We start from the raw sequence: 12,716 nt of genomic DNA on the forward strand, positions 1-12,716 counted from the left end.
TTAGCGCGCGACGCTGGCGCGCGCTCTCAGCAAATTGGCGCGGCGGCCGGCCGCGGTCTCGTCCTCGGCGTCGGACAGGGCCGCCAGGAGGGCGGCCTTGAGCGCGTTGCCCTTGCGGGCGTCGGTCAGCTTCCGGCCGTCCGCGTCGACCACGTAGAAAGCGTCCACGGCGCGCTCGCCGTAGCCGTCGATGTGGGCCGAGAGGATCGACAGGCCGGCGTCCGAGATGGTGCGGGCCAGCGCCGCCAGGAGGCCCGGCCGGTCGCGGCCCGAGGCCTCCACCACCGTCGAGGTTTCGGACGCGTCGTTGTCCAGCATCACCGTGGGCCGGATGTCGAAGGCCGCCGTGCGGCCCAGGTCCTGCCCCTTGCGGGCCTCGTGCGGGTGCGGTTCCCCCCGGGCGGCGGCGGCGATCCCCTCGGCCAGGCGGGCCAGCGCCCGGGGGTCCAGCGCGCCGAACGGCTGGCCGGTCACGTCCTGCACGTAGAAGACGTCGAGCGCATGGCCGTCGCGCGAGGTGAAGACCCGCGCCCCGACCACGTTGGCGCCGGCCGCGGTGATCGCCTCGGCCAGGTCCACGAACAGCCGGGGACGGTCGGCGGCGGCCACCGTGACCTCTGCGGCGTTGAGCTCGGCGCGCACCTTGCCCTCGGCGGCCGCGCCGTCGGGGCCGGCCCGCTGGGCGAGCTTGGCATGGGCCAGCACCTCGGCCTGGGTGAAGGCGCTGAAATAGGCGTCCTCCATGGCGTCGGCCCAGGGCGCGGCCTCGGGCGCGGCCTTGGCGAGGCCCACGCGGGCGTCGTAGGCGGCGTTCTCCTGATAGCGCTTGAGCGCGGCGGCGGCGTCCGAGCCCCGGCCGCCGCGGAAGATCGCCTCGGTGGCGGTATAGAGCTCGCGCATGAGCTGACCCTTCCAGCCGTTCCACACGCCGGGGCCCACGGCCCGGATGTCGGCCACGGTCAGCACCAGCAGCAGGCGCAGCCGCTCGGGCGTCTGCACGATGCGGGCGAAGTCGGCCACGGTGCGGGGGTCGGAGACGTCGCGCTTCTGGGCGTAGTCGCTCATGACGAGGTGGTGCTCGACCAGCCAGGCGACCAGCTCGATCTTCGACCGCTCCAGCCCCAGGCGCTCGCACACCTGTCGGGCCGAGCGGGCGCCGGCCAGCTCCTGGCCGCCGGCGCCGCCCTTGCCGGTGTCGTGCAGCAGCATGGCCAGGAACAGGGCCTCGCGGTCGGCGATCAGCGGCATGATCTGGACGGCCAGCGGGTGATCGTCGGCCAACCTGCCGGCGGCGATGTCGGCGATCACGCCCACGGCCCGCAGGGTGTGCTCGTCCACCGTGTACGAGTGGTACATGTTGAACTGCATCTGGGCGACGATGCGCCCGAACTCGGGCACGAAGCGGCCCAGGACGCCCGCCTCGTTCATCAGGGCCAGCGTCCGCTGCGGGTCGCGGCCCCGGGCCAGGATGTCGAGGAACACCTTGGCCGCCGTGCGGTCGCGGCGCACCGCCGAGGTGATCAGGCCCGAGGCGCGGCTGGCGGCCGTGAAGGCGTCGGGGTGCAGGTCGAGATTCCGCTGGTCGGCGATGCGGAACAGCCGCAGCAGGTTGACCGGGTCCTTCTCGAAGATCCCCGGATCGACGTCGAGGCGCCCGCCCACCTCGTGGAAGCCCGGCTCGTCCAGGGGTTTGCGCTTCTGCCGCCGGCCGGGGATGAAGCGGCTGATGCCCTTGGGCGCGGCCTTGACCTGCTCGGCCTCCAGCTTGGCGGCGAACACCCGCGTCAGGGTCCCCACGTCCTTGGCGAACAGGAAGTAGCGCCGCATGAACCGCTCGACGGCCGGCGCGTCGCCCCGGTCGCCGTAGCCCATCCGCCGGGCGATCTCGGGCTGCAGGTCGAAGGTCAGCCGCTCCTCGGGCCGGCCGGTGGCGAAGTGCAGGTGGCAGCGCACGGCCCACAGGAAGTCGAAGGCGCGGATGAAGGTGCGCACCTCGCGCCGCTCGAACATCTCGAGCTGCATGACCCGCTCCAGGCTCTCGCCGGGATGCAGGTACTGGGCGATCCAGAACAGGGTGTTGAGGTCGCGCAGGCCGCCCTTCCCCTCCTTCACGTTCGGCTCGACCATGTAGCGGCTGGCCCCGGCGCGGGCGTGGCGGTCGTCGCGCTCCTTGAGCTTGGCGGCCACGAACTCGGGCCCCGAGCCCTTCACCACCTCGTCGCGGAAGCGCCGGACGAGCTCGTCGGCCAGCTTCTCGTCCCCGGCCAGGCGCCGCGCCTCCAGGATCGAGGTGCGGATGGTGAAGTCCTCGCGGGAGAGCTTCAGGCACTCCTCGATGGTCCGCGAGGCATGGCCCACTTTGAAGCCCAGGTCCCAGAGCGCGTAGAGCATGTACTCGATGACGCTCTCGGCGTGGGCCGTCTGCTTGTAGGGCCGCACGAACAGGAGATCGATGTCGGAGAAGGGCGCCAGCGTGCCCCGCCCGTAGCCGCCCACGGCCATCAGGGCCAGGCGCTCGCCCTCGGTGGGGTTGCGGGCCCGGAACACGTGGACGGTGGTGAAGTCGTAGAGCGCCTGGACCACCTGATCGGTCACGCCCGAGAGCAGGCGGGCGGTCTCGATGCCGCCGGCCCCGTTCTCCAGGCGCTCCTTGGCGATCATCCGGCCGCGGAAGAGCGCGCCCTTGAGGATATCCAGCGCCGCCTTGCGCTGGGAAAGCTCGTCGCCCGAATGCTCCAGGGCCGCGGCCGAGAGCTGGGCGCGCAGCTTCACCCCGTCGACGACGTATTCCAGGGGGGTCGGGCGCAGGCGGGGGGGCATGTCGGGGAGCCATATAGGCGAGTTCGCGCCCGAAGCGGAGGGGTTGCGGCTATGCGGCCTTGCATCGGGGCGTTATGCCCGCGCGCTCGGCATCGAGGAGTCCGCGTGAGGCCATGGGCAGGGGATCGTACCGGGGAGGGTCTTCCGCCGTCGGCTGGAACGCCAACCGCTACGTCGCCCCCTCGCTCACCGGCCGCACCCGCAAGGGCAAGGCGCTGATCAAGGACCTGACGGTCCGGACCGCCCAGAGCCGGGCCGAGCAGGCGGCGCAGGACGCCCGCGCCCGCAAGCGCCACGGCATCGCCGCCCCCAAGGCCAGGCCCGCCATGACCACGGCGACCGCCGCCAGCACGGGGCGGTCCGGCGTGGCCGACGAGGCCCGCAAGCGCCTGAAGGCCGGCGGGCGCCAGGCCTTCACGGTTACGGTGGTGAAGCGGAAGCGGGCCCGGACTAAGCCAGCAACCCCTTGAGCCGGTAGAGGGCGTCCATGGCCTCGCGGGGGCTCATGCCGTCGGGGTCGAGGGCGCGCAGCGCCTCCTCCACCGGCGAGGGGCCGAAGCGGGCCTCGGGCTCGGCGACCGCGGCGAACAGCGGCAGGTCCTCCAGGTGGGCCGGGGCGCCCGCCTCGCGCTCCAGGCGCTCCAGAACCTGTCTGGCGCGGGCGACCACGGCCGGGGGCACGCCGGCCAGCTTGGCCACCTGCACGCCGTAGGAGCGGTCGGCGGGACCGGGTCCGGCCTCGTGCAGGAAGATGAGGTCGCCGTTCCACTCCTTGGCCCTGAGCGAGAGGTTGGCGACATAGGCCAGCCGGTCCTCCAGCACCGCGAGCTCGTGGTAGTGGGTGGCGAACAGCGCCCGGCAGCGGCTGGTCTCGTGCAGGTGCTCGATGCAGGCCCAGGCGATGGCCAGGCCGTCGTAGGTGGCGGTCCCGCGGCCGATCTCGTCGAGGATGACGAGGCTGCGCGGCGTGGCCTGGGTCAGGATGGCCGCCGTCTCGACCATCTCCAGCATGAAGGTGGACCGGCCCCGGGCCAGGTCGTCGCCGGCTCCCACCCGGCTGAACAGCCGGTCGACGACCCCGATCCGCAGCCGCTTCGCGGGCACGAAGCAGCCGGCCTGGGCGAGCACGGCCAGGAGCGCGTTCTGCCGCAGGAAGGTGGACTTACCTGCCATGTTCGGGCCGGTGACGATGGAGAGCCGGGCCCCGCTCACGCCCTGTCCGTCCAGTCGGCAGTCGTTTGGCGTGAAGGCCTCGCCCGCCCGGCGGACGGCGGCCTCGACCACCGGATGGCGGGCGGCCTCGGCCTCGAAGGCGGTGGAGCGGTCGACCACGGGCCGGGTCGCGCCCACGTCGTCGGCCCATTCGGCCAGGCCTGAGGCCACGTCCAGCCGCGCGGCGGCCTCGGCGGCGGCCTGGATCGGGGCGGCCACGGCGCAGGCGGCCTCGCGCCAGGCCTCGAAGGTCTCGACCTCGATGGCCAGCGCCCGCTCGGCGGCCTGGGCGATCCTGGCGTCCAGCTCGGCCAGCTCCACGGTGGTGAAGCGCATCTGGTTGGCCAGCGTCTGGCGGTGGATGAAGGTCGCGTTCAGCGGCGGCGCCATCAGCGGCTCGGCCGCCTTGGCGGTGCACTCCACGAAATAGCCCAGGACCGCGTTGTGGCGAATCCTGAGCGCGACCCCGCTCTCCGCGGCGAGGCGGGCTTCCAAGCCCGCGATCACGCGGCGGCTGTCGTCGCGGAGCGCGCGCGCCTGGTCGAGTTCGGGCCGGACGCCCGCCGCCACGAAGCCGCCGTCGCGGGACAGCGCCGGCAGGTCGGGGCCCAGCCCCTCGGCCAGCAGGTCGCGGAAGGCGGAAAGCTCGGGCGTGCGGCCGAGGTCCAGGGCGGCGAGGGCCTGGGCGATCTCCTCGGGAAGCGCCACCAGCGGGTCCTTCGTCTCGGCGAACAGGCGGACCACCGCCTCGCCCGTCGAGAGGCCGTCGCGCAACGCGCCCAGGTCGCGCGGCCCGCCGCGGCCGAGCGCCAGGCGGGACAGCGCGCGGGCCATGTCGGGCAGGCGCTGGAGCGCCTCGCGCAGGCGTTCGCGCTCGCGCCGCTTCTCGCAGAACCAGGCCACCGCATCGAGGCGGGCGTCGATGGCGGCGGGGTCGAGCAGGGGCCGGGCGAGGCGGGCGGCCAGCAGGCGCGCGCCGGGCGCGGTGACGGTGCGGTCGATGGCGGCCAGCAGCGAGCCCTCGCGCGAGCCGGAGGTGGCCCTCTCGATCTCCAGGCTGGCGCGCGTCGCCGGGTCGATGACCATGACGTCGCTCTCGCCCGCGCGCCGGGGCGGCGACAGCGCCGGGAGCTTGCCGGCCTGGGTGGTCTCCAGGTGGGCGGCGATCAGGCCCAGGGCCGAGACCTCGGCGCCCGAGAGCTGGCCGAAGCCGTCCAGGGTCTCGACGCCGTAGAGGCGCTTCAGCCGGGTCTCCGAGGCCGAGGGTTCGGCGAGCGCCTGGGGCAGGGGCTGGACGAAGCCGCCGGCCGCCTTCAGCGCGGCGTTGACCGCCTCGTCGGCGAACAGCCGGTCGGGAACCAGGATCTCGGAGGGGCCGAGCGCGGCCAGCGCCGAGGCGAGGCCCGCCACGGTGACGGACAGGCATTCCACCTCGCCGGTGGAAAGCTCGACGCTCGCCACGGCGGCCGCGCCCGCGCGGACCGCCACGGCGGCCAGGCGGTTGGCGCCCCGGGCGTCCAGCAGGCCCTCTTCGGTCAGCGTGCCGGGGGTCACGACCCGCACCACGTCGCGGCGGACGACCGACTTGGAGCCTCGCTTGCGGGCCTCGGCGGGGTCCTCCATCTGCTCGCAAAGGGCGACCTTGAAGCCGGCCCGGACCAGCTTGGCGAGATAGGCCTCGGCCGCGTGAACCGGCACGCCGCACATGGGGATCGGCGCGCCCGCGTGCTGGCCCCGGGCGGTCAGGGTGATGCCCAGCGCCCCGTGGGCCTTCTGGGCGTCCTCGAAGAACAGCTCGTAGAAGTCGCCCATGCGGAAGAAGACCAGCGCGTCCGGCTGGCGCGCCTTGGCCTCGAAGTACTGCGCCATGACCGGCGAGGCGCCGGCGGCGGGATCGGGCGTGGTGGTGGGAGCCTGGGCGTTCATCGGAACGGCGGACGTTAACGGGCCTTGGTGAGTCCCGCGACCCCTTGAACCCCGGCCGGTCAACGCCAAGCTGTGGATGGATGTCCGAGCGCCTCGCGCCAGCGCACCTGATCTTCCCGCCCGGCCCCGCCGACGCCGAGGCCCTGGCGTACGTGCACGTGACCTCCTGGCGCGAGACCTATGCCGGCCTCCTGCCCGACGCCTTCCTCGCCCGCATGTCCGAGCCCGGCTTCGCCCGGCGCTTCCGGCGGTCGCTGAGCCTCGTGGACGACGTGACCCCCGAGATGACCCTGGCGGCCGCCGACCGCCAGGGGATCGTGGGCTACGCCTCCGGCGGGCCGTCCAGGCGCGGCGTGCACGGCGAAGGCGAGATCACCGTGCTCTATGTGCTGCGCTCCGCCCAGGGCCGGGGCCTGGGCCGCCGGCTGCTGACCGAAGCCGCCCGGGCGCTGGCGGCGCGCGGCGCGACGTCGCTGATGATCTCGGTGCTGCGGGACAACCTTCCCGCCCGGGCCTTCTACGAGCACCTGGGCGGCGTGGCCGAGCCGCCCCGGCGCGAACCGGGGCCGGGCGGCGTCCTGCTGTGGGAGGTGGCCTACCGGTGGGCGGATATCCGGAGCCTTCTCTCCCCTCCCCCCGCGTAGCGGAGAGGGAGCAACGCTAGATCGCGCTCGCCTCCTCGGCGGCGTAGGTCAGGCTGACGAACACGTCTTCCAGGTCCGGGTCCTCGGTGGAGATGTCCCGGATGTGGATGCCGGCCTTGCGGATGGCGGCCAGCACCTGCTCGACGCTCGATTGTCCGGTGCGGTAGCTGACCGAGAAGCCGCCGGATTTCAGCAATTTGGTCTCGAAGCCGGGCAGCTCGGGCGCGGCCTCCAGCGGCGTCTCGGGCGTCACCAGCACGTTGCGGGTGTCCATCCGGCGCAGCAGGGTCGTCGTGGGCTCGCAGGCCACCACCTGGCCGCGGTTGATGATGGCGATCTGGTCGCAGAGCTCCTGGGCCTCTTCCAGGTAGTGGGTGGTGAGCACAATGGTCACGCCCTGGCGGTTCAGTTCAAGCACATAGCTCCAGAGCTGGCGGCGCAGCTCCACGTCAACGCCGGCCGTGGGCTCGTCGAGGATCAGCACGGGCGGGTTGTGGACCATGGCCTTGGCGACCATCAGCCGGCGCTTCATGCCGCCCGAGAGCTGGCGGACGTAGGCCTTGGCCTTGTCGGCGAGGCCCAGGGCGGCGAGCAGTTCGTCGGTGCGGCGCTCGGACTTCGGCACCGCGTACATGCCCGCCGCCACCTCCAGCGCCTCGCGGGGCGTGAAGAACGGGTCGGCGGCGATCTCCTGGGGCACGACGCCGATGGCGGCGCGGGCGTCGCGGGGCCGCTCGTCGATGTCCCGGCCCCAGATCCTCACCGTGCCCGAGGTCTTCCGGGTCAGGCCCGCCAGGATGTTGATGAAGGTGGACTTTCCCGCCCCGTTCGGCCCCAGGAGGCCGAAGATCGAACCCCGGGGGATGGCGAGGTCCAGGCCCTTGAGCGCCCGCATCTCGGGCGTCGTCTTGGTGGCTGCGTAGGTCTTGACCAGGCCCTTGGCCTCGATCGCGTATTCGGGAAGGTCCATGGAGTCCAACTTTGGGGAGGGCCGTCGTTGACGGCGAAAGCCGTGGTCGCATACCTAGGCGCGCGCCGCGGCCCCGCCAAGGAGCCGTCGCAGGAGAGATTGGTCCGATGGCCCGCAAACCCGCCACCACGCCCGTCAAGAAGGCCGCCAAGGCTCAGAAGCGGCCCGAGCCCGCGCCGGCCAAGCCGGCGGTGACGCCCGACGTCCCCCCGCCGGAGACGGTGGTGGTGCGCTCGCATCGCGTGGCCTGCGACGGCGTCGGCGGGGCGCTCGGCCATCCGCGCGTGTGGCTGGAGATGGGCGAGGCCGACTTCGTCGAGTGCCCCTACTGCGACCGCCGCTTCGTCCTGGCCCACGGCTCGGAAGGCGCCGAGGACGAACGCCTGGCCCCCGGCGTCTACGAAGGCAGCCACGGGCATTGAGCTTTGCCTCCCCTTCATGGGGAGGGTGGCGAGCGCAGCGAGACGGGTGGGGCGGCTTGTCCCCAGGCGCGGAGCCTGATCGCGACCTCCCCGCCCTGCGCGCCTTCGGCGCGCTGTCCCTCCCCATCAAGGGAGGGAAATCACACCCGCAGCGGCATCAGGATGTACTGGACGTCCACGTCGGCGGGATCGAGGACCAGGGCCGGGTCGTTCGGGCCGCCGAAGCGGAACTCCGCGCTCTCGCCACTGATCTGGTCGGTGATGTCCAGCAGGTAGCGGGCGTTGAACGACAGCTCGAAGGGCTCGCCGTCGTAGTCGATCTCGAGCTCCTCCACCGCCTGGCCGGCTTCCATGTTGCGGACGGTGAGCACCACCTTGCCGGGCTCCAAGGCCATGCGCACCGAACGGCTCTTCTCGGCCGAGATGGTGGCCACGCGGTCCACGGCCTGCGCGAACAGCTTGGCGTCGACCATTACGATGCGGGTGTTGTCCTTGGGGATGACGCGGCCGTAGTCGGGGAAATTGCCGTCGATGACCTTGGACGTCAGCGCCGCGCCGTTGAACTCGAAGCGGATCTTCTGGGGGCTGATCTGCAGGTCGACGCTCTCGCCGGCGTCCTCCAGCAGGCGGCGCGCCTCGCCCACCGTCTTGCGCGGCACGATGACGCCCGGCGCGCCGGCGGCCCCCTCGGGCGCGGGCATGTCGGCCAGGGCGAGCCGCGAGCCGTCGGTGGCCACCGCCCGCAGGCGAGCCTGACCGTCGATCATCACGGTGTGGAGGTAGAGGCCGTTCAGGTAGTAGCGGGTCTCCTCCGCCGAGATGGCGAAGCGGGTCTTGTCGATCAGCCGGATCAGGTCGGCGACATCCACCCCCATCGAGCCGCCGAAGCCCTCGGCCGACATCACCGGGAAGTCGCCGGCCGGCAGGACCGGCAGGTTGAAGCGCGAGCGGCCGGCCTGGACCGTCAGCCGGGGGTCCTCGCCCGTGAAGCTGAGCGAGACGTCGGCGCCCTCGGGCAGCTTGCGGACGATCTCGTAGAGGGTGTGGGCCGGCGCGGTGATCTGGCCGGGCTGGTCCACCTGGGCCAGCGCCTCGTCGATGATCTCCATGTCGAGATCGGTCGCCGAAAACGTCAGCCGGTCGCGCTCGGCCGACAGCAGCACGTTCGACAGGATCGGAATGGTGTTGCGGCGCTCCACCGCGCTCTGCACGTGGCCCAGGGCCCGGAGCAGCGCGGCGCGTTCGATCGTCAGCTTCATTCTTAGGTCCCGGCTCGCCTCTGCGCGGACGCGCGAATCAGCTCCGCGCCCACGCACCCCGAAAGGAAGGGACCTGCGACATTAGCCAAATTCCCGAGAGGGGAAAGGCCTCGGAAGCGATTAGGCGCGGGTGTCCACAGCCCCGCCCGATTCCCCGCCCTCGCCGCCGGCGTAGGGATTGCCCTGGCCGCCGTCGGGGCCCGCGCCGGCGTCCTTGGCCGCCACCACCACCATGGCGGGTCGTACGAGGCGGCCCAGGAGCTCGTAGCCGGGCTGCAGCACCTGGATGACGCCGCCGGGGGCCACGTCGGTCCCGGGTTGCTCCATCATCGCCTGGTGCTTGTGGGGGTCGAACTTCTCGCCCTTGGCCGGGTCGATCTTCTTCAGGCCGTTGCGCTCGAAGGCGCCCAGCAGCTCCTTGGCGGTCATCTCGACGCCGACCACGAAGTTCTTCACCGCGCTCTCGGCATGGTCGGCGGGCGCGGCGGTCATGGCCCGGTCGAGGTTGTCGGCCACGCCCAGGAGGTCGCGGGCGAACTTCTGGATGGCGTAGGCCCGCGCGTCGTTCATCTCGCGCTCGGCGCGGCGACGCGTGTTCTCGGCCTCGGCGGCGTAGCGCAGCACCTGCTCCTTGAGGGCCTGGACCTCGGCCTTCAGCGCCTCGGCGTCGGCCGTGGCGAAGTCGAAGCCGTCGTCGGCCTGAGCGGGGGTGTTGTCGTCGGACATGTCCTACCTGGATCTCTAAGCGTTCATCACCTGGCCAAGCACGCGGGCGGTGTAGTCCACCAGCGGGATGACCCGGGCATAGTTCAGGCGGGCGGGGCCGATCACGCCGATCGCGCCCACCACCCGCTGCGACCCCGTCATATAGGGCGCCGCGATCACGGCGGAACCGGAAAGCGAGAAGAGCCGCGTCTCGGCGCCGATGAAGATGCGCACGCCCTGGCCGTCGCGCACCCCGTCCAGGAGCTGGATGAGCTGCTCCTTCTGCTCCAGGTCCTCGAAGAGAGAGCGGACGCGCTCGAGGTCCTCGATGGCCTCGCGGTCCTCCAGCAGGTTGGCGCGGCCGCGGACGATGAGGGCGCGCTCGTCCCCCTCCCCGCCGCCCCAGGCGGCCAGGCCGTCCTCGACCAGGCGCGCGGCGGTCTCGTCCAGCTCGCGCCGGGCCCGCTCCAGCTCGGCCTTCAGGTCGACCTTGGCCTCGGTGAGCGTGCGGCCACGCATCCGGGCGTTGAGGAAGTTCGAGGCCTCCTGCAGCGCCGAGGGGGTGACGCCCATGGGCCGCCGGATCAGCCGGTTCTCCACCGTGCCGTCGTCGAAGACCATGATGGCCAGGGTCCGCTCGCCCGAGAGCGGCACGAACTCCACGTGGGTCACGCCGGCGTCGCGGATCGGGGTGACCACCACGCCCGCCCCGCCCGCCAGGCCCGAGAGGATCTTCGAGGCCTCGTTGAGCGCGTCCTCGTAGTTGCGGCCATGGGCCATCAGCCGGGCCTCGATGTCTCGCCGCTCGGCCTCGCCCACATCGCCCACTTCCAGCAGGCCGTCGACGAAGAGGCGCAGGCCCGCGTGGGTCGGCAGGCGCCCGGCGCTGACGTGCGGCGCGCCCAGCAGGCCGAGCTGGGTCAGGTCCTGCATGGTGTTGCGGATCGAGGCCGGCGACAGCGGCAGGCCGCCCTTCGACAGGGTGCGCGAGCCCACCGGCTCGCCCGTCTCGAGGTAGCTCTCCACGATGCGGCGGAAGATGTCCCGCGCGCGGTCGTCGAGTTCGGCGAGCGACGGCCCGCGGGCGAAGATCGGATGTGTCACGTCAGCGTGCGGTTTCGGTGCGCCCATGGACTGGACCTTCCTGATCTAGGATAAGCGCGGCCTTCTCCGGCGCAAGACGCCCGACCCTTCTCAAGAGTTCCAGACCCGATGCGCCCCTCCGAACGCACCCCCGACGCCCTCCGCCCGGTGACCCTGGAAACGGGCGTGAACCGCTACGCCGAGGGCTCGTGCCTGGTGAGCTTCGGCCACACCAAGGTGCTGGTGACGGCCAGCCTGGAGGAAGGCGTGCCGCCGTTCCTGCGCGGCAAGGGCCAGGGCTGGGTCACGGCCGAGTACGGCATGCTGCCCCGGGCCACCCACACGCGCGGCCGGCGCGAGGCCGCCCAGGGCAAGCAGTCGGGCCGCACCCAGGAGATCCAGCGCCTGATCGGCCGCTCCCTGCGCGCGGTGGTGGACCTCAAGGCCCTGGGCGAGCGCCAGATCACGGTGGACTGCGACGTCATCCAGGCCGACGGCGGCACGCGTACGGCCTCGATCACCGGGGCCTGGGTGGCGCTGCGGCTGGCCACGAAATACCTGCTGGACGAGGGCCTGATCACCACCGACCCGATCCTCGACCAGGTGGCGGCGATCAGCTGCGGGGTGTTCTCCGGAACCCCGGTGCTCGACCTCGACTACGAGGAGGATTCCACGGCCGAGGCCGACGCCAACTTCGTGCTGACCGGGAACGGCGACATCGTCGAGATCCAGGCCACGGGCGAGAAGCGCGGCTTCTCCGAGGCCGAGTTCGAGGCCCTGTTCTCGCTCGCCCGCAAGGGCATCGGCGAACTGTGCGTGATGCAGCGGGCGGCGGCGGGCCTCTAGCCTTCGTCCTCGGGCGGCTCGTCGGGGCCGGGTTCGTAGACGAGCAGGTCGCCGGGCTGGCAGTCCAGCTCGCGGCAAAGGGCCGCCAGGGTGGAGAACCGCACCGCGCGGGCCTTGCCGGTCTTGAGGATCGACAGGTTGGCGATGGTCACGCCCACACGGTCGGCCAGCTCCGTCAGCGACATGCGGCGTTCCAGGAGGACGCGGTCGAGTTGCACGCGGATCGGCATGTCAGATGGTCAGCTCGGCTTCGCGGCGCAGGCGCGCGCCTTCACGGAACACCTCGGCCAGGACGAAGACGACCAGGACCGAGAACCAGGCGGTGAGACTGAAGGTGGGCTTCACCTCGGAGATGTCGGGCAGCATCCAGGCCCCCACGGCCCAGAGCGCGTAGCGGCCGAGCTCGAGGCCGGCCAGCATCACCCCGATCAGGCGCAGCCGCGCCACGTTGTCCGGGTGAAAGGGGTCGCCCACGGTGAGCGTGACGAAGATGCGGCGCAGGCAGCCCACGATCACCAGGATGCCCGCCAGGTAGAGCGCGGCGGCCATGAGGCCCGCGGCCATCACCGGGCCGCGCTGGGCCAGCTCGCCGGCCGAGCCGTCGAGCTTCACGTCGGCCAGGAGGTCGGGGTTGAAGCTCAGCAGCAGCGCCGCGAGCGTGATGAGCGCCAGGACCGCGACGCCGACCCACAGGGCGGCGAACACCACGTCCAGGATGATCTTCAGGAAGCTGGAAACCGATCCAGGACCCAGCGCGCGCATGGCCCATTCCCCCTTCAGGCCGGAACCCGCCGCGGCCCGGCCGCGAGGTTCCGGGTCCGGGGCGGGT

At 72.3% G+C, this 12,716-nt stretch carries 12 protein-coding genes; 4 read left to right on the plus strand and 8 right to left on the minus strand.

Annotated elements, in window-relative coordinates; all coding sequences use genetic code 11:
• Window positions 1-2,820: a [protein-PII] uridylyltransferase gene (locus ACK4TT_RS10805; RefSeq protein ID WP_409640333.1), complete on the minus strand. Its 2,820-nt coding sequence runs from the start codon at window positions 2,818-2,820 to the stop codon at window positions 1-3.
• 113 nt (window positions 2,821-2,933) lie between these two features.
• On the opposite strand from ACK4TT_RS10805, the gene ACK4TT_RS10810 reads away from it, so the two are divergent.
• The gene (locus ACK4TT_RS10810) at window positions 2,934-3,290 is read left to right on the plus strand and encodes a hypothetical protein (protein WP_410212977.1); all 357 of its coding nucleotides are present in this window, start codon (window positions 2,934-2,936) and stop codon (window positions 3,288-3,290) included.
• Here the strand turns inward: ACK4TT_RS10810 and mutS are convergent.
• Entirely contained in the window at window positions 3,271-5,958 is a 2,688-nt protein-coding gene (gene mutS, locus ACK4TT_RS10815) for a DNA mismatch repair protein MutS (protein ID WP_410212978.1), read from the minus strand. The two genes, ACK4TT_RS10810 and mutS, sit on opposite strands and share 20 nt — an antisense overlap.
• 80 nt (window positions 5,959-6,038) lie before the next feature.
• Between mutS and ACK4TT_RS10820 the strand changes: the two genes are divergently transcribed.
• A complete protein-coding gene (locus tag ACK4TT_RS10820; RefSeq protein WP_409640326.1) occupies window positions 6,039-6,602 on the plus strand; it encodes an N-acetyltransferase family protein in 564 nt (187 codons plus the stop codon).
• Between the two features lie 16 nt (window positions 6,603-6,618).
• Here ACK4TT_RS10820 and ACK4TT_RS10825 read toward each other — a convergent pair whose 3' ends face one another.
• Window positions 6,619-7,572, minus strand: coding sequence for an ABC transporter ATP-binding protein (locus ACK4TT_RS10825; RefSeq protein ID WP_409640323.1), 954 nt, complete (start codon window positions 7,570-7,572; stop codon window positions 6,619-6,621).
• Window positions 7,573-7,679: 107 nt separating this feature from the next.
• Here ACK4TT_RS10825 and ACK4TT_RS10830 point away from each other — a divergent pair, with 107 nt between their 5' ends.
• A complete protein-coding gene (locus ACK4TT_RS10830; protein WP_409640320.1) occupies window positions 7,680-7,994 on the plus strand; it encodes a zinc-finger domain-containing protein in 315 nt (104 codons plus the stop codon).
• A gap of 140 nt (window positions 7,995-8,134) precedes the next feature.
• On the opposite strand, the gene dnaN is transcribed toward ACK4TT_RS10830, so the two are convergent.
• The 3 genes from dnaN to hrcA form a co-directional block, all read right to left on the minus strand.
• Window positions 8,135-9,253 carry a DNA polymerase III subunit beta gene (gene dnaN / locus ACK4TT_RS10835; protein ID WP_409640317.1) on the minus strand — a complete coding sequence of 373 codons (1,119 nt, stop codon included), beginning with the start codon at window positions 9,251-9,253 and terminating at the stop codon, window positions 8,135-8,137.
• A gap of 120 nt (window positions 9,254-9,373) precedes the next feature.
• Window positions 9,374-9,979, minus strand: a complete 606-nt coding sequence (gene grpE / locus ACK4TT_RS10840; protein ID WP_409640314.1) for a nucleotide exchange factor GrpE — start codon at window positions 9,977-9,979, stop codon at window positions 9,374-9,376.
• Window positions 9,980-9,994: 15 nt separating this feature from the next.
• A complete protein-coding gene (hrcA, locus tag ACK4TT_RS10845; protein ID WP_409640311.1) occupies window positions 9,995-11,089 on the minus strand; it encodes a heat-inducible transcriptional repressor HrcA in 1,095 nt (364 codons plus the stop codon).
• An 81-nt stretch (window positions 11,090-11,170) separates the two neighbouring features.
• Between hrcA and rph the strand changes: the two genes are divergently transcribed.
• Window positions 11,171-11,887: a ribonuclease PH gene (rph, locus tag ACK4TT_RS10850; protein ID WP_410212979.1), complete on the plus strand. Its 717-nt coding sequence runs from the start codon at window positions 11,171-11,173 to the stop codon at window positions 11,885-11,887.
• On the opposite strand, the gene ACK4TT_RS10855 is transcribed toward rph, so the two are convergent.
• Entirely contained in the window at window positions 11,884-12,117 is a 234-nt protein-coding gene (locus ACK4TT_RS10855) for a helix-turn-helix domain-containing protein (RefSeq protein WP_409640305.1), read from the minus strand. The two genes, rph and ACK4TT_RS10855, sit on opposite strands and share 4 nt — an antisense overlap.
• Before the next feature lies 1 nt (window position 12,118).
• Window positions 12,119-12,649: a DUF2975 domain-containing protein gene (locus tag ACK4TT_RS10860; protein ID WP_409640303.1), complete on the minus strand. Its 531-nt coding sequence runs from the start codon at window positions 12,647-12,649 to the stop codon at window positions 12,119-12,121.
• Between the last annotated feature and the right edge of the window lie 67 nt (window positions 12,650-12,716).

Origin of the sequence: Phenylobacterium sp., from assembly GCF_046463815.1 — a bacterium.
Taxonomy (GTDB): domain Bacteria; phylum Pseudomonadota; class Alphaproteobacteria; order Caulobacterales; family Caulobacteraceae; genus Phenylobacterium.

Bases quoted from the DNA above. Each gene is read 5' to 3' on its own strand.
- ACK4TT_RS10860 (WP_409640303.1), bottom strand. From the start codon at position 12,649: ATGCGCGCGCTGGGTCCTGGATCGGTTTCCAGCTTCCTGAAGATCATC.
- ACK4TT_RS10825 (WP_409640323.1), bottom strand. From the start codon at position 7,572: ATGGACCTTCCCGAATACGCGATCGAGGCCAAGGGCCTGGTCAAGACC.
- ACK4TT_RS10830 (WP_409640320.1), top strand. From the start codon at position 7,680: ATGGCCCGCAAACCCGCCACCACGCCCGTCAAGAAGGCCGCCAAGGCT.
- mutS (WP_410212978.1), bottom strand. From the start codon at position 5,958: ATGAACGCCCAGGCTCCCACCACCACGCCCGATCCCGCCGCCGGCGCC.
- grpE (WP_409640314.1), bottom strand. From the start codon at position 9,979: ATGTCCGACGACAACACCCCCGCTCAGGCCGACGACGGCTTCGACTTC.
- rph (WP_410212979.1), top strand. From the start codon at position 11,171: ATGCGCCCCTCCGAACGCACCCCCGACGCCCTCCGCCCGGTGACCCTG.
- ACK4TT_RS10820 (WP_409640326.1), top strand. From the start codon at position 6,039: ATGTCCGAGCGCCTCGCGCCAGCGCACCTGATCTTCCCGCCCGGCCCC.
- dnaN (WP_409640317.1), bottom strand. From the start codon at position 9,253: ATGAAGCTGACGATCGAACGCGCCGCGCTGCTCCGGGCCCTGGGCCAC.
- hrcA (WP_409640311.1), bottom strand. From the start codon at position 11,089: ATGGGCGCACCGAAACCGCACGCTGACGTGACACATCCGATCTTCGCC.
- ACK4TT_RS10805 (WP_409640333.1), bottom strand. From the start codon at position 2,820: ATGCCCCCCCGCCTGCGCCCGACCCCCCTGGAATACGTCGTCGACGGG.
- ACK4TT_RS10810 (WP_410212977.1), top strand. From the start codon at position 2,934: ATGGGCAGGGGATCGTACCGGGGAGGGTCTTCCGCCGTCGGCTGGAAC.
- ACK4TT_RS10855 (WP_409640305.1), bottom strand. From the start codon at position 12,117: ATGCCGATCCGCGTGCAACTCGACCGCGTCCTCCTGGAACGCCGCATG.